A 21,704-nucleotide genomic window follows, 5' to 3' on the forward strand; every position below is an offset into this window, starting at 1 on the left:
CGATGTTGCGGATCTTGGCGATGTCCTTGAAGTCCAGCACCGGCTGGGACACTTCGAGGCGCATCGGCGGGTTGATGTTGTTCAGCTCGAGCAGGTTCGGCTTCGGCCCGATGAAGGACACCAGCGACATCACCATGTTCTCGCGGATCGGATCGATCGGCGGGTTGGTGACCTGGGCGAACAGCTGCTTGAAGTAGTGGTACAGCGTCTTGTTCTTCGACGACAGCACCGCCAGCGGCGAGTCGTTGCCCATCGAGCCGGTCGCCTCTTCGCCGGACAGCGCCATCGGCGCCATCAGGAACTTGACGTCCTCCTGCGTGAAGCCGAACGCCTGCTGGCGGTCCAGCAGCTTGGCGGCGGGCTTGGCCTCGGAGGCGACGTCTTCCGGCTTCGCGTCGATCTCGTCGAGCTTGATGCGCACGGCGTCGATCCAGCTCTTGTAGGGCTTGGCGTTGGCCAGGTTGTCCTTCAGTTCCTTGTCGTCGATGATGCGGCCCTGCTCCATGTCGATCAGGAACATCTTGCCCGGCTGCAGGCGCCACTTCTGCACCACGCGCGACTCGGGGAACGGCAGCACGCCGGCCTCGGAGGCCAGCACCACGACGTCGTCCTCGGTCACGTAGAAGCGCGCCGGACGCAGGCCGTTGCGGTCCAGCGTCGCGCCGATCTGGCGGCCGTCGGTAAAGCAGATGGCCGCGGGGCCGTCCCACGGCTCCATCATCGCGGCGTGGTATTCGTAGAAGGCGCGACGGTTGTCGTCCATCAGCGTGTGCTGCTCCCACGCTTCCGGAATCATCATCATCATCGCGTGGACCAGCGGATAGCCGGCCATCGTCAGCAGCTCGAGGCAGTTGTCGAACGACGCGGTATCGGACTGGCCCGGATAGATCAGCGGCCACAGCTTGGGCAGGTCGTCGCCCAGCACCGGCGACGAGATCGCGCCGGTACGCGCGTTGATCCAGTTGACGTTGCCCTTGACGGTGTTGATTTCGCCGTTGTGGGCGACCATCCGGTACGGGTGCGCCAGCTCCCAGGCCGGGAAGGTGTTGGTCGAGAAGCGTTGGTGGACCAGCGCCAGCGCCGACACGGCGCGCGGGTCCTGCAGGTCGCGGTAGTACTGGCCGACCTGGTTGGCCAGCAGCAGGCCCTTGTAGACCACGGTGCGCGCCGACATCGACGGCACGAAGTATTCCTTGCCGTGCTTGAGCTTGAGCGCCTGGATGGCGTGGCTCGCGGTCTTGCGGATCACGTACAGCTTCCGCTCCAGCGCGTCCGTCGTCATGATGTCGCGGCCGCGGCCGATGAAGATCTGGCGGATCACCGGCTCGGTCTTGCGCACGGTCGGCGACATCGGCATGGTCGCGTCGACCGGCACGTCGCGCCAGCCCAGCACGACCTGGCCTTCCAGGCGGACGGTGCGCTCAAGCTCCTGTTCGCAGGCCAGGCGCGAGGCGTGTTCCTTCGGCAGGAAGATCATGCCGACGCCGTACTCGCCGGCCGGCGGCAGGGTCACGCCCTGCTTCGCCATTTCCTCGCGATAGAACTGGTCGGGAATCTGGATCAGGATGCCCGCGCCGTCGCCCATCAGGTGGTCCGCGCCCACTGCGCCGCGGTGATCCAGGTTCTCCAGGATCTTCAGGCCCTGCAGGATGATCTCGTGGCTCTTCTTGCCCTTGATATGGGCGACCATGCCGACGCCGCAGGCGTCATGCTCGTTGGCGGGGTCGTACATGCCTTGCGCCTGCGGGCGCCCGGCGGGCGCTTCGGCCAGTTGCGGGGTCGGTTGCTGGGCCGTTTGCTGGGCCGATTGCTGGGCCATCAGCGACTGGGCCTGCTCGGCCGGCGGGATTTGCGATTGGTCCACGGGCTTCGATTCCGGTGAGGGCAGCGCGCCTCGCGTGGCATCGGCCGGAACGGCGTTCGCGTGCAGTCCGGACGGACGTGGTGGGCAGCGAAGGGGACCGCAGCGGCGTACACAGGACGTGACGCGCCGCACAATGAATGTGGGTGGAGCAAATATAAAAGAATCGTCCGAGGCCCGCAAAAAAATAAAATGGGGTCAGATCATATTAATCCATGCCCTGTTTTGGTGATGGTCATTAATTGGGGACACATTAACATTGCACCATTTCGGGGCGGACGCGGCATCGCCATTGCGCATGCCATGGGACCGCCCACCGCTGCCGCAGACCGCTATCGCGGCCGCCATCGGCTGCCGTCGACAGGCACGAATCATGACGCTTCCGCGGCATCGGGTTCGGCCGGCGCACGCTTCGGCCGACCCTTCGGCAGCGGCTGCACACGCCGTTCGGCATTCCGCTCCAGGCCCCGCAGGAAGCCTTCGCTGCCAAGCGGCCAGCCGCTGTGCGCGTGCTTGCGCAGCACGGCCAGCGTGGACGACGACAGCCCTTCCGCCGCCAGCGACTGGTAACGCGACTGGCGCTCGAAGGGCGTGTTGCCGAGCGCCCAGTAGGCGGAGTGATCGCTCACAAAGGGGCTCGCCTCCAGGCCGACGTGATGGCGGTGGCTGCTCCATCGGTCCTCGTCCGGCGTGTTGGCCTCGCCCGCCCGTACGGCGTTGCCTTCGACGTAGAGCATGGCCGGCAGCATCCAGGCGTCCGGCTCCAGCACCGCCGAGCGGAAGCGCCCTTCCCACAGCGTGCCGGTGCGGTTGGCCACGCGATTGAAGTAACGGGCGTAGCGGCGGCCCACCGCCTGCATGGTCAGGCTGAGCGCGTCGTCGCGGCGCGGCGTCGCTACCAGATGGATATGGTTGGGCCGCAGCCCATAGGCATGCACCGCGAGATCGTGCTCGCGCGCCGCCATCCGCAGGCAGTCGAGGTAGAAGCGGTAGTCGTCGGGGCCCAGGAAGACCGGCTGGCGGTTGTTGCCACGTTGCAACACCAGTGCCGGCAGGCCGGTCGGGGAGAAGCGGGGAAGTCGTGCCATGGCGCCATCGTGTCAGAGCGATGGCGCGATGATAACTGATCTGTCCCTATTTTTGATGCGCGGACCTGGTGTGCGCGAGCTGCTGGGCTTGGTGCGCGGGCTTGGGGCGCGGGCTTGGGGCGCGGGCTTGGGGCGCGGGCTTGGTGCCCGGGCTAGGTACGCGGGCTTGGTGGGCGGGCTTGGGGCGCGGGCTTGGGGCGCGGGCTTGGGGCGCGGGCTTGGTGCCCGGCCTCGGTACGCGGGCTTGGTGCCCGGCCTCGGTACGCGGGCTTGGTGCGCGGGCTTGGTGCGCGGGCTTGGTGGCCGGTCGTCAGTTCTGCTCGCCGACCGCAAACATCCGCCGATGCTCGCGGATCGCGTAGCGGTCCGTCATGCCGGCGATGTAGTGCGCGATCAGCCGCGGCTGGTCGCCGCCATGGGACGCCTGGTACTGGGGCGGCAGCAGGCGCGGGTCGCCCATGAAAGCCTCGAACAGGTCGCTGATGATGCGCTGCGCCTTGGCCGACATCCGCATCACCAGGTAGTGGCGGTACAGATGGCGGAACAGGAAGCGCTTGAGCGCCTGCGCCTCCTCCCTGACCGCCGGGCTGAAGGCGACCAGCGGACCCGCCGCGCGCACCGCGTCGATATCGGCCGGCCGGGCGGCGGCGATATTGCGCTGGGTCGTCTCGATCAGGTCGACGATCAGCGTGTTGATCATCCGGCGGACCGTCTCGTTGATCATCCGGCGGCCGTTGATGCCCGGATAGGCCGCCATGACCTCCGCGCGATGGCGGCCCCACATCGGCACCTCGTCCATCTGCTCCAGCGTCAGCAGTCCCGAGCGCAGCCCGTCGTCGATGTCGTGGTTGTTGTAGGCGATCTCGTCGGCCAGATTCGCCAGCTGCGCCTCCAGCGACGGCTGCGTGCCTTCGAGAAAGCGCCGCCCCAGCTCGCCCAGCGCGGCGGCGTTGACGCGCGAGCAATGTTTGAGGATGCCCTCGCGCGTCTCGAAGGTCAGGTTCAGGCCGTTGAAGCCGCCGTAGCGCTCCTCCAGCTCGTCCACCACCAGCAGGCTCTGCAGGTTGTGCTCGAAGCCGCCGTGGTTCTTCATGCAGGCGTTCAGCGCATCCTGGCCGGCGTGGCCGAACGGCGTGTGGCCGAGGTCGTGCGCCAGCGAGATGGCCTCGACCAGGTCCTCGTTCAGCCGCAGGTTGCGGGCGATCGAGCGCGCGATCTGCGCCACCTCGAGGCTGTGCGTCAGCCGCGTGCGAAACAGGTCGCCCTCGTGGTTGACGAACACCTGCGTCTTGTATTCGAGCCGGCGGAACGCGGTGCTGTGGATCACGCGATCGCGGTCGCGCTGGAACTCGCTGCGCGAGGACGACGCCGGTTCGACATGGACACGCCCGCGCGACTGCGCCGAGTGCGCGGCATAGGGGGCGAGATGGCTTTCGAGGTCGGTCATGCGGCAATCCGGTTGGGCGATGCGGGCATCGTCTGAGGGTTGCGAGGCATGGCCGACCGCTTACGCGACCGGTGCCTCGACGGGACGTTTCAATACGGCGTGCTGCAGCGTGGCGCGCAGGTCGGCATCGGGCACGCTGGTGATCAGCGCCTCGCCGAGCTTCCTGAGCAGGATGAACTTGATCTGGCCGGCCTCCGCCTTCTTGTCGACCTTCATCAGCTCGATATAGCGGTCCACGCCCAGGTCGGGTGCCACCACCGGCAGCATCGCGGCGGCCACCAGCCGCTCGATGCGCGAGCGCGTCTCGATGTCGATGAAGCCCAGCCGCAGCGACAGGTCCGCGGCCATCACCATGCCGCAGCCCACCGCCTCGCCGTGCAGCCACTCGCCGTAGCCCATGCCGGCCTCGATCGCATGGCCGAAGGTATGGCCGAAATTGAGCGTGGCGCGGATGCCGCCCTCGCGCTCGTCGGCGGCCACCACCGCGGCCTTGATCTCGCAGGAGCGCTGCACCGCCAGCGCCAACATGTCGGCGTCGCAGGCGTTGAGCGCGCCGATATGCTGCTCGATCCAGGCGAAGTAGTCCGCGTCGGCGATCGCGCCATGCTTGATCACCTCGGCCAGGCCCGCGGCCAGTTCGCGCGGCGGCAGCGTCTTCAGCGTGCCGATATCGGCGATCACCGCCTGCGGCTGGTGGAAGGCGCCGATCATGTTCTTGCCGAGCGGATGGTTGATGCCGGTCTTGCCGCCCACCGACGAATCGACCTGGGCCAGCAGCGTGGTGGGCATCTGCACGAAGGGCACGCCGCGCATGTAGCAGGCCGCGGCAAACCCGGTCATGTCGCCGACCACGCCGCCGCCCAGCGCGATCAGCGTGGTCTTGCGGTCGGCCCCGGCGCCGAGCAGCGCATCGAAGATCAGGTTCAGCGTCTGCCAGTGCTTGAAGGACTCGCCGTCGGGCAGGGTCACCGTGCGCACGATCTTGCCCAGGCCGGTCAGCGTGGCCTCGACCCGCGCCGCGTACAGCGGGCCCACGGTCTCGTTGGTGACAATGACGGCGTGGCGGCCACGGACATGCGGGGCCAGCAGGTCGGCGCGGTCGAGCAGGCCGGCGCCGATATGGATGGGATAGCTGCGCTCTCCCAGGTCGACTTCAAGCGTGATCATCGGTCTTGGTATCTTGCGCCGGCTCGATGTCGGCATCGTGGTGGGGATCGCTGGCGCCGTCGCCGCGGACATCGCTCCGGGCGTCGCCGTGGATTTCGTTGCCGCCGGCCGCGGCGATCCAGCCGGACATCTCGAGTTGCATCAGCACCATATTAGCAAGCTGCGCTACCGAGGGCTTGCCGGTCTCGATGACGAAATCGGCGACCTCGCGATAGAGCGGGTCGCGCTCGGCGTACAGCGCCTCGAGACGCCCCTTCGGATCCTGCGTCTGCAGCAGCGGGCGGTTGCGGTCGTGCCGCGTGCGCAGCCACAGGTCGTGCGGGCTGGCGCGCAGATAGACCACCGTGCCGCGCGCCTTCAGCCGGCTGCGGTTCTCGGGCCGCAGCACCGCGCCGCCGCCGGTCGCGAGCACGATGCGCTCGCGCTGCGTCAGCTCGTCGATCATCTGCGCCTCGCGGTCGCGAAAGCCGCTCTCCCCTTCATGATCGAAGATCACCGGGATGCGCACGCCGCAGCGCGCCTCGATCTCATGGTCGGAATCGACGAAGGCATAGCCGAGGCGGCGGGCCACGGTGCGGCCGACAGTGGTCTTGCCGGCGCCCATCAGGCCGACGAAAAAAAGGTTCGGACGGGAAGCGGTCACGGATTCGCGGCGAGCCGATCGGCGCTCTGCAGGCGGCTCGCGGGTTGGAAACGGCATCATCTTCTTATGTCGGGCCCGGCGGGGCAAGACCCGTGCAGGCGCGGGGCCGGCGCGGAAGGCAAATCCCCGGCGAAAATCGCCCGATCCTGCCGCATGCCGGCGCCGCCGCTGCATTTGCGGGCCTCAGTCTACTGCATCCCGCCGAACGGGGCGCCCGAATGGCCCCGTGCCGGCGCGACGGCATCGCGCAGGATGCGTGGGGTCAGGAAGACCAGCAACTCGGTGCGATCACGCCAGACCGAGCGGCTGCCGAACAGCCGGCCGAGCACCGGGATATCGCCCAGCAGCGGCACCTTGGCGACATCGCCGCGCTCGGCGCGCGTATAGATGCCGCCAATCACCGCGGTGCCGCCGTTCTCGAGCAGCACCTGGGTCTGCACGTGCCTGGTGTCGATGGCGAAGCCCTGCGTGGTCTGCACCCCAACGCTGTCCTTGCTGACGTCGACGTCCAGCAGCACCTGGCCCTCGGGCGTGATCTGCGGCGTTACCTCCAGCTTCAGGTTGGCCTTGCGAAACTGCACCGAGGTCGCGCCGCTGGAGGTGGCCGCCTGATAGGGCAGCTCCGTGCCCTGCTCGATCAGCGCCTTGATATTGTTGGTGGTCACCACGCGCGGGCTCGAGACGATCTTGCCCTTGCCGTCCGCCTCCAGCGCGGACAGCTCCAGCGCAACGAAACGGCTGGCCGCGCTGTTGAACAGGCTGACCGCCAGATGGCCCGGGTCGGCGCCATGCAGCGCGCCGGCCGGCAGACTGAGCAAGGGCCCGGGCTCGCCGGCCGCGCCGGGCAGCACGTCGGTCCAGGTATCGGCGACGCGGCCGCGCCCGTACTGCGCGGCAAAGCCCAGCTTGACGCCCAGATTGCGGCTGAACTTGTCGTCGGCCTCGACGATGCGGGCCTCGATGATGACCTGGCGCACCGGCACGTCGATACGCGCCAGAAAGGCGGCGATCTGCTGCAGCCGCTCGGGCAGGTCGGAGACGAACAGCTGGTTGGTGCGGGCGTCCGCCGTCAGGCTGCCGCGGCGGGACAGCAGGCGCCCCGCCGATGCGCCAGCGGATGTGCCGACCGACGTGCCCATCGACGCGCCAACCGATGTGCCAATCGATGTGCCCGCAGGCGCGCCATGCCCGTGCGATCCGCCATAGGGGCCGTGTCCCGCCACGGCTGCGCCGGGTCCGCTCCCGAGCAGCAGCCGGCGAACATCGTCGGCGCGCTGGTAGTTCAGCTGGAACACCTGGCTGCCGACCGGCTCCAGATCCGCCAACTGCTGCCGCGCCTCCAGCTCGTGCCTGTCCCGCGCCGCCAGCTCCGCGCGCGGCGCGACCCACAGCACATTGCCCTCGCGCCGCGACGCCAACCCCTTGGCATCGAGCACGATCCGCAGCGCCTGCTCCCACGGCACGTCCTTGAGCCGCAGTGTCAGATTGCCCTGCACGCTGTCGCTGGCCACCACGTTCAGGTCGGTGAAATCGGCGAATACCTGCAGCAGGGCGCGGATATCGACGCGCTGGAAATTGAGGGACAGGCGGTCGCGCATGGGTGAAGCCGCGGCGGCGGGCCGCGACGCGGGCGTTGCGGCCGTTGTGGGTCTGACGGTCGTGGCGGCCGTGGCGGTCGTGGCGGCCGTGGCGGTCGTGGCGGTCGTGGCGGTCGTGGCGGTTGTGGCGGTTGTGGCGGTTGTGGCGGTTGTGGCGGTTGTGGCGGTTGTGGCGGTTGTGGCGGTTGTGGCGGTTGTGGCGGTTGTGGTGGACGTGGTGGGCGCGGGTACGGGCGCGAGCGTCGGCGCGGACGTGGGGGTGGGGTCGGGCTCAGGCGTGGCAGGCACGGCCGCCCCGAGCGCGCGCAGCGGAGCGGCGAGCGGGATAGCGAGGACAAGCGCGAACGCCAGCGTCCACGACGCGCGCCGCCGCGGCATGCGCCCCGTCATGCCGGCGCATCCAGCGCAAGGCGAGCCGTCGTCTCGATCCATCGATCCTCTCCGTTCCAGACGCGCTCGCGCAGCACGATCTCGTCCCGGCCGATGCGCACCACGACGCCATCGCGGCGGCCCAGACGCTGGCCGACCTGCAACGCCGCCACCATGCCATCGGCGCCATCCACGCGTATCACGCCGTAGGCGCGGCCCGCGCTATGCAGGCTGCCGACCATGCGGATCTGCTCCAGGGCATACGCCTCGAGCGGCTCGCGCGGACGCGCCGCGAGCGCATCGTCCGGCGGCGCGAATGACGGTGCGGCCAGCCGAGCGTAAGCGAAGGGGTCGATTGCCGCCGGATCGGTGTCGCCCGCATGGTGGGCGCCAAGCAACGGCAGGCGCAGCGCGACGTCCAGCGGCGCGGGCGTCCACGCCATCGAAGGCGGGGGCTGGCTTCCGGCTTTCCCGCGCGAGGTACGCGCCCCCCGCTGCTGCGCGGCGCGTTCTCCAACGTCGAGTGCCCGGTAGGCCAGCGCGACCGCCTCCATCGTCAGCTCGCCGGCGTCCCTGCCGTCCCTGCCGTCCTTGCGCTCCCTGCTTTCCCTGCCCTCCTTGCCGGCCGCCAACTGCATCGACTGCAGCGTCACCAGCCGAGGCAAGGCCGCGATATCGGCCAGCCAGGCCGCGATCTCGCGATAGCCGCCGTCGACGCGCAGCCTCAGCGGAATCCGGGCGAATTCCTCGCCTGCCTCCGCGGCCTGCGGCTGGAACAGCACGATCCGCAGCCCGCGGGCGGTGGCCAGCGCGCTCAACGTGACCAGCAGGTCGTCGATGCCGCCATGGTCGGGCAGATGGCGCTCCCGCCTCGTCAGCGCCTGCGTCAGTTCGGCCAGGCGCCGCCGCAACGGCTCGGCGCTCGCCGCCTCGGCCGCCTGTCGCCCGGCGGACTCGCGCAGCGCCGCGTGCTCGGCCTGCCGGCTGTCGAGCAAGTCCAGCTTGTCGCGCCAATGCCATTGCCAGCCGGCCGCCAGCACCGCGCAGGCGGCGAGGACGGGCCACAGCGGGGACCCTGCGGCAAACCCGCGCAGCGCTCCCGCATCGCGTTCGACCCACTGGCCAAGCCAGGATGCCGAGGCGGCCGGGCTCTCGTCTTCGTCATCCGGCGCCATGTGGGCTCCTGTCCGTCGGTGGCGATGTTGCCGTGGAGGCGCCAGTTCCAACCGCGCCCGCCCTGCCGGCCCTGCCTGCTCTGGCGGCCGTGCTTGCCGTGCTTGCCGTGCTTGCCGTGCTTGCCGTGCTTGCCGTGCTTGCCGTGCTTGCCCTGCTTGCCGTGCTTGCCGTGCTTGCCGCGCTTGCCGCGCTTGCCGCGCTTGCCGCGCTTGCCGCGCTTGCCGCGCCCGCAGTATCGACAGGGCGATAGACCAGCCGCACCGAGAACGCAAATGCCGCTGTCGGATCGCCGCCCGTGCCCGCCCCGACGGATGCCGAGCGCGACTCGATCAGTTCGGCGCGCGCCAGCCACGGCAACGGCGCGAGCTGGCGCACCAATGCCGCCACCCGCTCGTGATGGCGCGCCACCCCTTCGATCGTCACCGTGTCGTCCTGCTGGCTGACGCTGCGCAGATGGACGCCGGGCGGCATCTGGCGGGCCAGCGCATCAAGCAGTAGTGCGGGCCGGCCACGGTGGTGCAGCAGCGCATCGAGCGCGCCGCCGCGCCGGCTGACCGCCGCGATTTCCTGCCGCAGCCGGGCAGCCTCGTGCGCCGGCGCTTCCCATTGCCGCGCCCGCTCGGCCAGGGCGCGGTTGCCTCCCTCGATGGCCGCGATGCGGCGATCGAGTACATAGCCACCGACCAGCACGGCCGCCCCTGCCACGCCGGCTGCGGTGCGCCAGCCTGGCAGCAGCGAACCGGCCAGCCGGGCAGAAAGGGGCGCAAGCCGCGGCGCCAGATCCTTCAAATCCGGCGCCCGATCCCGGACCCATCGCGACGCCAGATCGCGCACCGATGGCGGCGCCAGACGCCGTGCCAGACGCGCCGCGCGATGCCATCCCCTCCGCCAGATTCCCTGCCCCCGCACGATGCCTCTCCCCTCGTCGATCCGGCACGGCGTTGAACTCGACGGCGCGATCGCGGCTCTAACCGGCGCTTCCACTGCTGACCGCCTGTCCGAAATCCGCCGCCCTGCCCTGCCCGTTTGCCTGCCCCGTTCTCGCCCATCACGCCGATCCGCGCCACGACCGACGACGCGCGCCTGCCGCACGCGTGCTGCCTGCATGGCCCCACGCGTCCCACACATCCCGCACACATGCGGCACACATGCGGTTCACATGCGGCTCACATGCCGCCCGCATGCTGCCCGCACGCCGCACGCACGCCGGGATGGCGCGACGATGGACCGATTCTCGGCAGGCGGACATGGCACCGGCAATGCGAGGCCATGCCCATCGAGCCGGTTTTCGCAAGTCACGGCGCGATTGCGCTTGGGCCGCAGGCGCCCATACTGATATGAGGGGCGACGATGAGCGGCGACGTTTTTTGGCCTTACATCTTGTAACAGCATGGATGCGCCCGCCACGGCACTACCCGCCCGGGAGCCGCGAAGGCGAGCGATATAATCCGGGCACCTCCAACTAGGTATTACCCAATGGCTACTGCACAACAGAAGCCGGCTAAACCGGCTCGCCGCCCGCTGTGGATACGCGCCAGCTACTGGGCGCTGGGCCTGATGGCCGCGGGTGTCGTCACGGTGGCCCTGCTGCTCGGCTACGCGCTTCTGGTGGCGGCGCCGAATCTGCCGTCGCTCGACACGCTGACCGACTACCGTCCCAAGATTCCGCTGCGCATCTACACCGCCGACAACGTGCTGATCGGCGAATTCGGCGAGGAGCGGCGCAATTTCGTGCCGATCGCCGAGATCCCCGACGTGATGAAGAAAGCCGTGCTGGCGATCGAGGATGATCGCTTCTACGAGCATGGCGGCGTCGATTTCATCGGCGTGCTGCGCGCGGGCCTGGCCAATCTGCGCGGCGGGCTGTCGCAGGGCGCGTCGACCATCACGATGCAGGTCGCGCGCAACTTCTTCCTGTCCAGCGAGAAGACCTACACCCGCAAGATCTACGAGATGATGCTGGCGTACAAGATCGAGGCGAATCTGAGCAAGGATCAGATCCTCGAGCTGTACATGAACCAGATCTATCTGGGCCAGCGCGCCTACGGCTTCTCCAGCGCCGCGCGCGTCTACTTCGGCAAGTCCATCAAGGACGTCACCGTGGCCGAGGCCGCGATGCTGGCCGGCCTGCCGAAGGCGCCGTCGGCCTACAACCCGGTGGTCAACCGCAAGCGCGCCAAGGTGCGGCAGGAATACATCCTGCAGCGCATGCGCGACCTGGGCTATATCACGCCGCAGCAGTACGACGAGGCGGTGCACGAAGAGCTGAAGGTCCGCAACGAGGGCAACGAGTTCTCGACCCACGCCGAGTACGTGGCCGAGATCGTGCGCCAGCTGATGTACGCCCAATACCGCGAGGAGACCTACACGCGCGGCCTGACGGTGTACACGACGCTGACCAAGGCCGACCAGGACGCGGCCTACGAGGCGGTGCGCACCGGCATCATGAACTACGAGCGCAAGCACGGCTATCGCGGCCCCGAGGCCTTCATCGACCTGCCGTCCGATCCGGCCGAGCGCGAGCAGGCCATCGACGACGCGCTGGTCGAGCATCCGGCCAGCGACGACATGCGCTCGGCGGTGGTCACCGCGGCATCGAGCAAGCAGGTGCGCGCGGTGCTGCTGTCCGGCGAGGAAGTGGTGATCGAGGGCCAGGCGCTGCGCTATATCGCGCCGTCGCTGGCGGCCAACGCCCAGCCCAAGGTCAAGATCCGTCCCGGCGCGATCATCCGGGTGGTGCAGAACGAGAAAGGCGCGTGGTCGGTGGCGCAGCTGCCCGAGGTGGCGGCAGCCTTCATCTCGCTGAACCCCGAGGACGGCGAGATCCGCGCGATGGTCGGCGGCTTCGATTTCAATCGCAACAAGTTCAACCACGTCACGCAGGCGTGGCGCCAGCCGGGTTCGAGCTTCAAGCCCTTCATCTATACGGCCGCGCTGGAAAAGGGCTTCTCGCCGGCGACCGTGATCAACGACGCGCCGCTGTCGATCGGCCCCGATACCGGCGGCCAGGTGTGGGAGCCCAAGAACTACGACGGCCGCTTCGAAGGCCCGATGACGATGCGCCGCGCGCTGGCCAAGTCGAAGAACCTGGTGTCGGTGCGGATCCTGCGCGCGATCGGCACGCAGTATGCGCAGGAGTTCATCACGCGCTTCGGCTTCGATGCCGACAAGCATGCGGCCTACCTGCCGATGGCGCTGGGCTCGGGCAGCGTGACGCCGCTGCAGATGGCGGGCGCCTATTCGGTGTTCGCCAACGGCGGCTATCGCATCAACCCGTACCTGATCCAGCGGGTGGTCGACGCGCGCGGCAACGTACTGTCGGAGACCAAGCCGCAGCGCGCCGGCGAGGACGCGGTACGCGTGCTCGACGCGCGCACGGCCTTCATCGCCGACAGCATGCTGCGCGACGTGGTGCGCACCGGCACCGCCTACAGTGCCAAGCAGCGCCTGGGCCGCAACGACCTGGCGGGCAAGACCGGTACCACCAACGACGCGGTCGACGCCTGGTTCGCCGGCTATACGCCGAAGCTGGTGGCGGTGGCCTGGATGGGCTACGACCAGCCCAAGAGCCTGGGCGTACGCGAGACCGGCGGCGGCCTGTCGCTGCCGATCTGGATCAGCTACATGTCGAAGATGCTCAAGGGCGTGCCCGAGAGCCCGGACCGCCAGCCGCCGGAAGGCGTGGTGATGGTGGCCGGCGACTGGACGCTGGAAGAGAATGCCGGCGGCGCCGGCGTGGCCTCGGTGGGCCTGGGCGATCCGTGGCCCGGCAAGGCACCCGATCCGGGCGCGCCATCGCCGGCGGATCTGGAGCAGGAAAAGCGCCGCATCCTGGAGATGTTCGGCGGCGGCTGATGCGGCCGACCGATGGCAAGACGCGATCGCACAACGCCCTCGCAAAAGCGCGATCGCACAACGAAAAGGCCAGCCCGATGGGCTGGCCTTTTTGCTTGCCACGGGGGCAGGTATGCGGTTATGCGGTTATGCGGTTATGCGGTTATGCGGTTATGCGGTTATGCGGTTGTCCGGTTGTCCGGTTGTCCGGTTGTGCGGTTGTGCCGATGCGCCGCTATGCGGAAAATCAGCCCAGCGTCAGCGTGGTCCCGGCCTGCTGGCTCAGGTAGCGCGACAGCGCCTGGTACAGCTCGGTGCCCTCGCGCGTGTCGACCCAGCGCTCGCCGTCGCGGCGGAAATGGAAGCCGCCGGCGCGCGCCGCGACCCACAGTTCCTGCATCGGCGCCTGGCTGTTGATGATGATCTTCGAGCCGTCCTCGAACTCGAGCTCCATCACATTGCCGCTGCGGTTGATTTCGATATCGGCGTCGGCCGAATCGGCGGCCTGCTCGATCGCGCTTTCCAGCCGATCCAGCTCGCCGGTCGCCAGCGCCAGGAACTCGCTTTCGCTCAAAAGGGACATGCTACACTCCAAGACCGCCAGCCGCGGCCGGTCCCTGCCGGGACCCGTTCCGGGCTGATGCATTGTTCTGCGGGCCGATCCGGGCGCCGACCCGAGTGCCCGCGGGCACCGTTGCCCGGCCCCGGCTGCTCCGGTCCGCCTCCCGTTCGACCCCTGTTTCCAAGGACGACCCGATGTTGCGTCGTGTTGCGATTGTAGCGGCGTTTGCCGCCGGCCTAGCGATGCCCCTGCTCGGCGGATGCGGCATTCGCGGCCCGCTGGTGATGCCGCAGCGCCCGCCCGCGCCGGTGCAGCCCAGCGTCTCCGATCCCGGCCTGTCGCAGCCGGACGCCGCGCCGATGCCCGCGCGCACGCCGGCGGCCCGCACGCCTTCGTCCTTCGCGCCTGCGTCCGCTCCTGCGGCCCCTGCCGCCCCTGCCGCTCGATAACATGACCGCATTTTTCCATCGCCGCGACGGCGCCCTCGCCGTCGAACAGGTGCCGCTCGCGCGTATCGCCGAGCAGTTCGGCACGCCGACCTACGTCTATTCGCGCGCGGCGCTGACCGCCGCCTACCAGGCCTACGCCGCCGCCTGCGCGGGCCATCGGGCCCGCGTGCAATACGCGATGAAGGCCAATTCGAATCTGGCCGTGCTGCAGGTGTTCGCGCAGCTTGGCGCGGGCTTCGACATCGTCTCGGGCGGCGAGCTGCAGCGCGTGCTGGCGGTGGGCGCCGATCCGCGCAAGGTCGTGTTCTCCGGCGTGGGCAAGTCCGAGGCCGAAATGGAACTGGCGCTGGCGCACGACGTGCTGTGCTTCAACGTCGAATCGATTCCCGAGCTCGACCGCCTGAACGCGGTCGCCGGCCGCGTCGGCAAGCGCGCGCGCGTGTCGCTGCGGATCAATCCGGACGTCGACGCGCGCACCCATCCGTATATCTCCACCGGACTCAAGGGCAACAAGTTCGGCATCGCCTTCGACGACGTGCTGCCGACCTACCGCGCGGCCGCCGCGCTGCCGCACCTGGAGATCACCGGCATCGACTGCCATATCGGTTCGCAGATCACCGAGGTCTCGCCCTACATCGAAGCGCTGGACAAGGTGCTCGACGTGATCGAGGCGCTCGAGCGCGAGGGCATCGTGCTGTCGCATATCGATGTCGGCGGCGGGCTGGGCATCACCTATGACGACGAGACTCCGCCCGATATCACCGGCTTCGCGCGCACGCTGCTCGAGCGCGTGGCGCAGCGCGGCCACGGCCATCGGGAGGTCCTGTTCGAGCCGGGCCGTTCGCTGGTCGGCAATGCCGGCGTGCTGCTGACGCGCGTCGAATTCCTCAAGCCCGGCGAGGCCAAGAACTTCTGCATCGTCGATGCGGCGATGAACGACCTGGCGCGCCCGGCAATGTACGAGGCCTTCCACCGCATCGAGCCGGTGGTGCCGCATGCGGGCGAGGCCGTGACCTATGACGTCGTTGGGCCGGTGTGCGAATCGGGCGACTGGCTGGGCCGCGATCGCGCGCTGGCGGTCGCACCCGGCGACCTGCTGGCCGTGATGTCGGCCGGCGCCTATGGCTTCGTGATGAGCTCGAACTACAACACTCGTGCGCGCGCGGCCGAGGTGATGGTCGACGGCGAGGCGGTGCACCTGGTGCGCGCCCGCGAGCGCGTCGAGGACCTGTTCCGCGACGAGAAGCTGCTGCCGCGCTAAGGCGCCGACGACTGCCGCGCGACTACTGCCGCGGCTACTGCCGCGACTGCTGCGGCGACGACTGCCGCGAGGATTCCCTCGGCGCGGCAGCAGCGGTAGCGGCGCGCGCCGTCCCGCGCCACCACCACCACAGCCGCGCGCCGAGCAGCGCCGCCACCACGGCGGCGTAGATCGACACCTCGCCGAAATCGTTCTTGCCGGCCTTGTGCCACCAGTAATGCAGGATCGCCAGCACCGCGATCGCATAGATGCTGCGGTGCAGGGCCTGCCAGCGACGGCCGCCCAGCCGCCGCACCATCGCATGCGTCGAGGTCGCGGCCAGCGGCACCATCAGCACGAACGCGGCAAACCCCATCGTGATGAACGGACGCTTGAACACGTCCTTGGCCATATAGGCGAGATCGAAGCCGCGGTCCACGCCGAGCCACAGCATGAAATGCAGCGTGCCGTAGAAGAAGGCGAACAGGCCCAGCAAGCGCCGTATCCGCAGCAGCCAGTTCCAGCCGCTCAGGCGCCGCAGCGGCGTCACCGCCAGCGTCGCGCACAGCATCACCAGCGTCCAGGTGCCGGTGGAGCGCGTGACGAATTCCAGCGGATTGGCGCCGTACTGGCCGGTCGCGCCCAGGTACACGAGCCGTGCGAACGGCAGCAGCGCCAGTACCCAGATCAGCGCCTTCAGCGCGCGCAGCCGCGCCGGCGGCAGCGTGCCGGGCGTGGCGGCGGAACGGCGGGCGCCTGTCGGCGACGCTGCCTGCGCGGCGGCATGGGTCGCGCCCGGGGGCGCAGCAGGCGTCGTGTCGGTGCAAGGCATGCGGCGGCGTAGGCGAACGTTGGCGGAGGCTGGGCAGACCCGGGCTGGCGTCCTAGAAGAACTTGCGCAGATCCATGCCCTGGTACAGCGAGGCGACCTGCTGCGCATAGCCGTTGAACGGCAGCGTCTTGCGCTTGGGCGCGAACAGCGCCGCGAAGCCGCCGCCCTTGTCGTCGCCGATGCGGCGCTCGGTGGCCTGGCTCCAGCGCGGATGATCGACTTCCGGATTGACGTTGGAATAGAAGCCGTACTCCTGCGGCGCGGCCAGGTTCCAGCTGGTGGCCGGCTGCTTGTCGACGAAGCGGATCGCGACGATCGACTTCGCGCTCTTGAAGCCGTATTTCCACGGCACCACGATGCGCACCGGCGCGCCGTTCTGGTTCGGCAGCACCTCGCCGTACAGGCCGAAGGTCAGCAGGGTCAGCGGATGCATGGCCTCGTCCAGGCGCAGGCCCTCGCGATACGGCCAGTCAAGCACCGGGCTGCCGAGCCCCGGCATCTGCTTCTTGTCGGCGAGCGTCACGAATTCGACGTACTTGGCGCTGCCCAGGGGTTCGGCGCGCCGGATCAGTTCGGCCAGCGGAAAGCCGACCCACGGGATCACCATCGACCAGCCCTCGACGCAGCGCAGCCGGTAGACGCGTTCCTCCATCGCCGCCATCCGCATCAGGCCGTCGATGTCATACGTCTTCGGTTGCCGCACCAGCCCTTCGACCTTGACCTGCCACGGACGCGGCCGCAGCGTACCCGCATTGCGGGAAGGGTCCGATTTGTCGGTGCCGAACTCATAGAAATTGTTGTAGGTGGTGACGTCCTCGTAGGGCGTGCGCTTGTCGGTCACCACGTAGCCGGGATTGGGCGTGGCGGGCAGCTTTTGCCCGCGGCCCGGCTGCTGCGCCAGCGCCTGGCGCGCGGCCCACGGTGCCAGCGTGCTGCCGGCCGCGCCGGCCGCGACCATCGCCAGCCAGCGCCGGCGCGCGGCGAACGCTTCGGGCGGCGTGATCTCGCTGGACGGAATGTCGTCGCCGCGCAGCCATTTCGGAGAGGGAATCCACATCGTCGTTCCTTGCTTGGCGGAGCGCCGGCGCGCCGGGCGGTCCCACGGATCGCGCCGGGCCGGCACAGTTTGGACCGGCCGGCCGGCCTTTGGTGCGGCGGGCCGCGGCGCCCGTCGCCGATGGCTTATGGCACCGCCTTACGTCGCCGCGGTACGTCACCGGGTCACGTCACCGGGTCACGGCACCGCGTTAAGTCACCTCACGGCGTGGCGATGTGCCAGACGTTCATCACCTTGTCGCCGGTGCGGTCGCCCGGCTTGGTGTCCTTGGCGAAGCGGTACAGTGGCTTGCCGCGATAGGCCCACTGCCGGCTGCCGTCGTCGCGCGTGATGATCGTGTACTGGCCGGTGGCCGAGGTGCCGGGCTGGGCCAGCAGCGGCGGCCAGTTGACCGCGCATTGCCCGTTGCAGACGCTCTTGCCGCTGCCCGCGGTATCGCGGTCGAAGGTGTACAGCGTCAGGCCTTGCGGGTCGGTCAGCACGCCGTTGCTGACCTTGACGGTCGGCGGCATGTTGCCGCTGGTGCTGGCCGAGCTGCTGGCGCTGGCACTGCTGCTGCCCGAGCCCATGCCCATGCCGGAACAGGCGGTCAGCAGGATGGCGGCGGCGACGGTGAGGGGAAGGGCAAGACGACCGGAAGCGGTAAGGCGCGAGAGGGCCATGATGTCTGTCTCCAGGAAAGGTCGGCGCCGCCCACCGGCGCCGTGTTTCCCAGTAAACACCCTCAGGCGCCGCTTTATTCCCTTTCCAATCAAAAAAACCTGCCCGAAAGGGCAGGTTTCCTCGCTTCCACGCCGTAAAAGCGCGCTTCAGATCACAACGATCACAATTCGCCGTAGCTGTGCAGCCCGGACAGGAACATGTTGACGCCAAGGAAAGCGAAGGTGGTGATCAACAGCCCGATCAGCGCCCACCACGCCGCCATCGCGCCGCGCAGGCCCTTGATCAGGCGCATGTGCAGCCAGGCGGCGTAGTTCAGCCAGACGATCAGCGCCCACGTTTCCTTCGGGTCCCAGCTCCAGTAGCCGCCCCAGGCCTCCGCCGCCCACAGCGCGCCCAGGATGGTGGCGATGGTGAAGAAGGCGAAGCCGACCGCGATCGCCTTGTACATCACGTCGTCGAGCAGCTCCAGCGCGGGCAGGCGCTCGGCCAGAATGCCGCGTTGCTTCAGCAGGTAGGCCACCGCGACCATCGCGGCCAGCGCGAAGGTGCCGTAGCCGATGAAATTGGCCGGCACATGGATCTTCATCCACCAGCTCTGCAGCGCCGGCACCAGCGGCTGGATCTCGTGCGCATCGCGGCTGACCGTGTACCACAGCAGGAAGCCGACGGCCGCCGACACCACCAGCATCACGAACGGGCCCAGCGCGCCGGTGCGGTAGCGGCCCTCGTAGTACAGGTGGAACAGCGTGGTGATCAGCACGAACAGCACGAACACTTCGTACAGGTTCGACACCGGGATATGGCCGATATCGGGGCCGATCAGGTAGGACTCGTACCAGCGCACCAGCATGCCGGTAAAGCCGAGCACCACCGCCGCCCAGGCCAGCTTGTGGCCGATGCCGTAGCCGGTCTGCGAGCGCGCCAGCAGGCCGCCCCAGTAGAACAGCGTCGACAGGAACACCAGCGCGCACATCCACAGGATGGCCGACTGGCTCGACAGCAGGTACTTGAGCAGGAAGGCCTGCTCCGCGCGCGCCAGTTCGCCGTGGTAGAGCTGCACGGCCAGCAGCGCCAGCACGGCCAGCCCCGCCATCAGCGCGCGCACCGGCTTCCAGTGCCAGCCCAGCAGCGCGAAGGTCGGCACGGCGCCGATCAGCACCGCCTTGTCGTAGCCGTCCATCCACTGGCCGTAGCGGGCCAGGCCGATGCCGGCGCCGACCACGAGCAACAGCGCGTAGAGCCAGTCCAGCCACGACAGCCGGCCCAGGAACGAGGGCTCCAGGTATGAGGTGTCCACTGCCGCCGGGGCGTGCCCTTCGTTCGCCGTGGGGTTGGCGGGGGCGTGCAGCTTGGAAGAATTGGAAGACATGACGAAATCCCTACCGTGTCGCCGGCGCCGTGGGCGGCGCGTCCTGCGCTGCCGCCGCGGCACGCTGCACGTCCTCGCGCAGCGCGGCGAATTCCTTCTCGAAGTCCAGGGTGCGACGCTGGGTCGACATTGCCATCAGCACGTGGCTGCCGGCGGCGCGTGGCACGCCATCGTCCGGCGCGGCATCCTGGGCCGCATTCGGCTGCGCATCCTTGACCCAGACCCACACGCGGCGCTCGCGGATATAGAGCATCGCGAACACGCCCAGCACCAGCAGCAGGCAGCCAAGATACACGATGTTCTTGCCAGGCGCACGGGTCATCTGGAACACGCTGGCCTTGACCTCCTGGAAGTCGTCCAGCTGCAGGAACACCGGCGCGACGTAGAAGAAACTGTCCGACAGCGCGTTGATCGCCTGCTGCAGGAAGGCACCGCTCCGGGCGCTGTTGGCGACCACCGGCAGGTCGGCGCGTTCGCGCGCGAGCTGCCACAGCTCCCACATCGAGCCGTTCAGGATCTTCAGCAGCACCTCGGCGGCCTTCTGCTGTTCGGCCTGCGGCACCGAGCGCTCGAGGAAGGCCGCGATCGCGGCGAAGCCGCCCGGCGGCGCATCGGCATCGTGCCGCGCCGCGCCGGCGAACAGGTCCAGTGCGCGTCGCGCGCTCTCGGCCAACTGCGCCCGCACCTCGGCCTTGTCGTCGCCCGGCATCGACGCCAGCGCGAAACGGCGGGCGGCCTCGCCGCGCAGTGCGCTGTCCTGCAGCGCCGCGCGCAGCCGCATCCAGTCGGCCACGCTGCCCTGCTCGTCGGCCGGAATGCGCAGATAGCGGAACGGCTCGTTCGGCGTATCGCGCGTGCCGGCGAGGAACACCGACTGGCCGTCGAGCTGGACCGGCACCATGTAGTTGTGGAATTCACGTGCCTGGCCGTTGCGGTCGCGCAGCTTGTACTGCACCGATGGGCCGACATTGCGCAGCTGCTTCTCGCGCTCGGGATTGGCGGCCGCGCCCAGGCGCGCCTCGATGCGCTCGTTCAGCGGGCGCGTCGCCACGCCGCGCGCATCGGCCTTGCCCGAGGCATCGGTCACGTTCTCGATGTTCATCAGCCGGAAGTCGCTGAACTCGACCGCCAGCCCCTGCGCATCGACCGCGGTGCCGGTGCCCTGCAGCGGCGCGCTGTTGCCGACCGTGCCGGCAAACGGGAAGGACTTCGCCGAGCTGCCCTGCATCGGATAGCCGACGAACTTGAGCCGCGAGCCGCCGTCCTCGAAGCTGGACTGGTAGATCGCGATGCCGTCGACGATCAGCGGCTCGTTGACCTTGATGGTGGCGGCGGTCTGCTTGCCGGTGGCGCGGTCCGTGACGACCACGTCCGAGGCGAACAGCTTCGGCATGCCGGTCGAGTAATGCTCGATGATGAATTTCTTCAGCGTCAGCGTGAACGGCAGGTCCTGCACCAGCGCGCCGTCGGCAACGTTCAGGATCGCGGTCGACACGGTCGCGCCCTCGGGTACGAAGGCGTTGCCGCGAAAGCCCGGGTTGCTGCTGGAGAGCCGGTGCTGCGGCGGAATCTCGTTGATCACCGCGTTGCCGCGGATCGGCGTCTTGCCGCCGAACCACATCTGCGCGCGGATCAGCATGTCGCCATCGAGCAGCCCGCCGATGCAGATCACCACGATCGCCGCGTGCGCGAGGATATAGCCGAGCTTGTTGGCCGCGCCGGCCTTGGCCGCCAGCAGCGTGGCGCCGTCGTGCTCGACCTGGCGCACGCGATAGCCACGGTTGGCCAGCAGCGCGCCCAGGCGCTGCACCGCGCCGGCGCGCGACGGCGCGGCATCGAACTCGACGCGGTGGTGGAAGGCGCGCAGGCTGCGCTCGCGCACATGGTCCTTCCACGAGCGCATGTCGGCCACCATCTTCGGCGCATTGCGGACCAGGCACAGCGAGGTCGACACCACCAGGAAGGCCAGGATCAGCAGGAACCACCACGAGCCGTAGACCTTCTGCAGCGACAGCGCGTGGAACAGCTCGGCCCAGAACGGTCCGAACTGGTTCACGTAGTTGGCGTACGGCTCGTTCTGCTTGAGCACGGTGCCGATCACGCTGGCGATCGCGATCACCGACAGCAGCGCGATCGCAAAGCGCATCGACGAGACCAGCTCGACGGTATCGCGCAGCAGGCGGTGGGGGGTCTTCAGGCGCAGGCCCGAAGTGGAAGCGGTCGGCATGGCAGGAAAGGCTGAAGGCGCGGGGCGCAAAAGACAAAGAGGGAGGCGCGCTGACGCGGGCCACCCTCTTCGATTATCGCCGGTCCGGTTGGTTGCGCCCCCGCACCGCGCCGGCGAGGGCC

The 21,704-nt window shown here is 68.9% G+C and carries 15 protein-coding genes and 1 pseudogene (1 of these 16 only partly in view); 2 read left to right on the forward strand and 14 right to left on the reverse strand.

Translation table 11 applies throughout. The features are described 5' to 3' along the window. From K7G19_RS23945 to K7G19_RS23980, 8 genes and pseudogenes are all read right to left on the reverse strand, one after another. Positions 1 to 1,732: the start of a glutamate synthase-related protein gene (locus K7G19_RS23945; RefSeq protein ID WP_226109530.1), read on the reverse strand. 2,978 nt of this gene lie to the left of the window's left edge; only the first 1,732 of its 4,710 coding nucleotides appear in the window; it begins with the start codon at positions 1,730 to 1,732; its stop codon lies off the left edge, out of view. 500 nt (positions 1,733 to 2,232) lie between these two features. Then, positions 2,233 to 2,949: a transposase gene (locus tag K7G19_RS23950; RefSeq protein ID WP_226109504.1), complete on the reverse strand. Its 717-nt coding sequence runs from the start codon at positions 2,947 to 2,949 to the stop codon at positions 2,233 to 2,235. A 310-nt stretch (positions 2,950 to 3,259) separates the two neighbouring features. Further along, complete coding sequence (locus K7G19_RS23955; RefSeq protein ID WP_149319724.1) at positions 3,260 to 4,396, reverse strand: deoxyguanosinetriphosphate triphosphohydrolase; 1,137 nt, start codon at positions 4,394 to 4,396, stop codon at positions 3,260 to 3,262. Positions 4,397 to 4,456: 60 nt separating this feature from the next. Beyond that, the gene (gene aroB, locus K7G19_RS23960; RefSeq protein WP_149319725.1) at positions 4,457 to 5,563 is read right to left on the reverse strand and encodes a 3-dehydroquinate synthase; all 1,107 of its coding nucleotides are present in this window, start codon (positions 5,561 to 5,563) and stop codon (positions 4,457 to 4,459) included. Beyond that, positions 5,550 to 6,167: a shikimate kinase gene (locus K7G19_RS23965; RefSeq protein WP_255650896.1), complete on the reverse strand. Its 618-nt coding sequence runs from the start codon at positions 6,165 to 6,167 to the stop codon at positions 5,550 to 5,552. The genes aroB and K7G19_RS23965 overlap by 14 nt, the downstream gene beginning before the upstream one ends. Before the next feature lie 227 nt (positions 6,168 to 6,394). Continuing rightward, positions 6,395 to 7,798, reverse strand: a pseudogene (locus K7G19_RS23970) (type IV pilus secretin PilQ); the annotation flags it as partial. 392 nt (positions 7,799 to 8,190) lie between these two features. Further along, entirely contained in the window at positions 8,191 to 9,348 is a 1,158-nt protein-coding gene (locus K7G19_RS23975; protein WP_226109508.1) for a pilus assembly protein PilP, read from the reverse strand. Continuing rightward, positions 9,335 to 10,333: a PilN domain-containing protein gene (locus tag K7G19_RS23980; protein WP_226109509.1), complete on the reverse strand. Its 999-nt coding sequence runs from the start codon at positions 10,331 to 10,333 to the stop codon at positions 9,335 to 9,337. The genes K7G19_RS23975 and K7G19_RS23980 overlap by 14 nt, the downstream gene beginning before the upstream one ends. 492 nt (positions 10,334 to 10,825) lie before the next feature. Between K7G19_RS23980 and K7G19_RS23985 the strand changes: the two genes are divergently transcribed. Next, positions 10,826 to 13,204 (forward strand): penicillin-binding protein 1A, encoded by a 2,379-nt coding sequence (locus K7G19_RS23985; protein ID WP_149319729.1) that lies wholly within the window; start codon positions 10,826 to 10,828, stop codon positions 13,202 to 13,204. Between the two features lie 226 nt (positions 13,205 to 13,430). Here the strand turns inward: K7G19_RS23985 and cyaY are convergent, their stop codons facing one another. Further along, a complete protein-coding gene (gene cyaY, locus K7G19_RS23990) occupies positions 13,431 to 13,766 on the reverse strand; it encodes an iron donor protein CyaY (RefSeq protein ID WP_226109510.1) in 336 nt (111 codons plus the stop codon). Positions 13,767 to 14,195: 429 nt separating this feature from the next. On the opposite strand from cyaY, the gene lysA reads away from it, so the two are divergent. Further along, the gene (gene lysA / locus K7G19_RS24000) at positions 14,196 to 15,455 is read left to right on the forward strand and encodes a diaminopimelate decarboxylase (RefSeq protein WP_226109512.1); all 1,260 of its coding nucleotides are present in this window, start codon (positions 14,196 to 14,198) and stop codon (positions 15,453 to 15,455) included. A gap of 34 nt (positions 15,456 to 15,489) precedes the next feature. Here the strand turns inward: lysA and msrQ are convergent, their stop codons facing one another. From msrQ to K7G19_RS24025, 5 genes are all read right to left on the reverse strand, one after another. After that, on the reverse strand, positions 15,490 to 16,266 hold the full coding sequence (gene msrQ, locus K7G19_RS24005) for a protein-methionine-sulfoxide reductase heme-binding subunit MsrQ (protein WP_226109513.1): 777 nt from the start codon (positions 16,264 to 16,266) through the stop codon (positions 15,490 to 15,492). 52 nt (positions 16,267 to 16,318) lie between these two features. Continuing rightward, positions 16,319 to 17,323 carry a protein-methionine-sulfoxide reductase catalytic subunit MsrP gene (gene msrP, locus K7G19_RS24010; protein WP_150082624.1) on the reverse strand — a complete coding sequence of 335 codons (1,005 nt, stop codon included), beginning with the start codon at positions 17,321 to 17,323 and terminating at the stop codon, positions 16,319 to 16,321. Positions 17,324 to 17,523: 200 nt separating this feature from the next. Next, positions 17,524 to 17,985, reverse strand: a complete 462-nt coding sequence (locus tag K7G19_RS24015; protein WP_149319735.1) for a hypothetical protein — start codon at positions 17,983 to 17,985, stop codon at positions 17,524 to 17,526. A gap of 161 nt (positions 17,986 to 18,146) precedes the next feature. After that, entirely contained in the window at positions 18,147 to 19,355 is a 1,209-nt protein-coding gene (gene ccsB / locus K7G19_RS24020) for a c-type cytochrome biogenesis protein CcsB (RefSeq protein ID WP_223819518.1), read from the reverse strand. Positions 19,356 to 19,365: 10 nt separating this feature from the next. Next, a complete protein-coding gene (locus K7G19_RS24025) occupies positions 19,366 to 21,582 on the reverse strand; it encodes a cytochrome c biogenesis protein ResB (protein ID WP_226109514.1) in 2,217 nt (738 codons plus the stop codon). Between the last annotated feature and the right edge of the window lie 122 nt (positions 21,583 to 21,704).

It is taken from the genome of Cupriavidus sp. DB3, assembly GCF_020418465.1.
GTDB classification, from domain to species: domain Bacteria; phylum Pseudomonadota; class Gammaproteobacteria; order Burkholderiales; family Burkholderiaceae; genus Cupriavidus; species Cupriavidus cauae.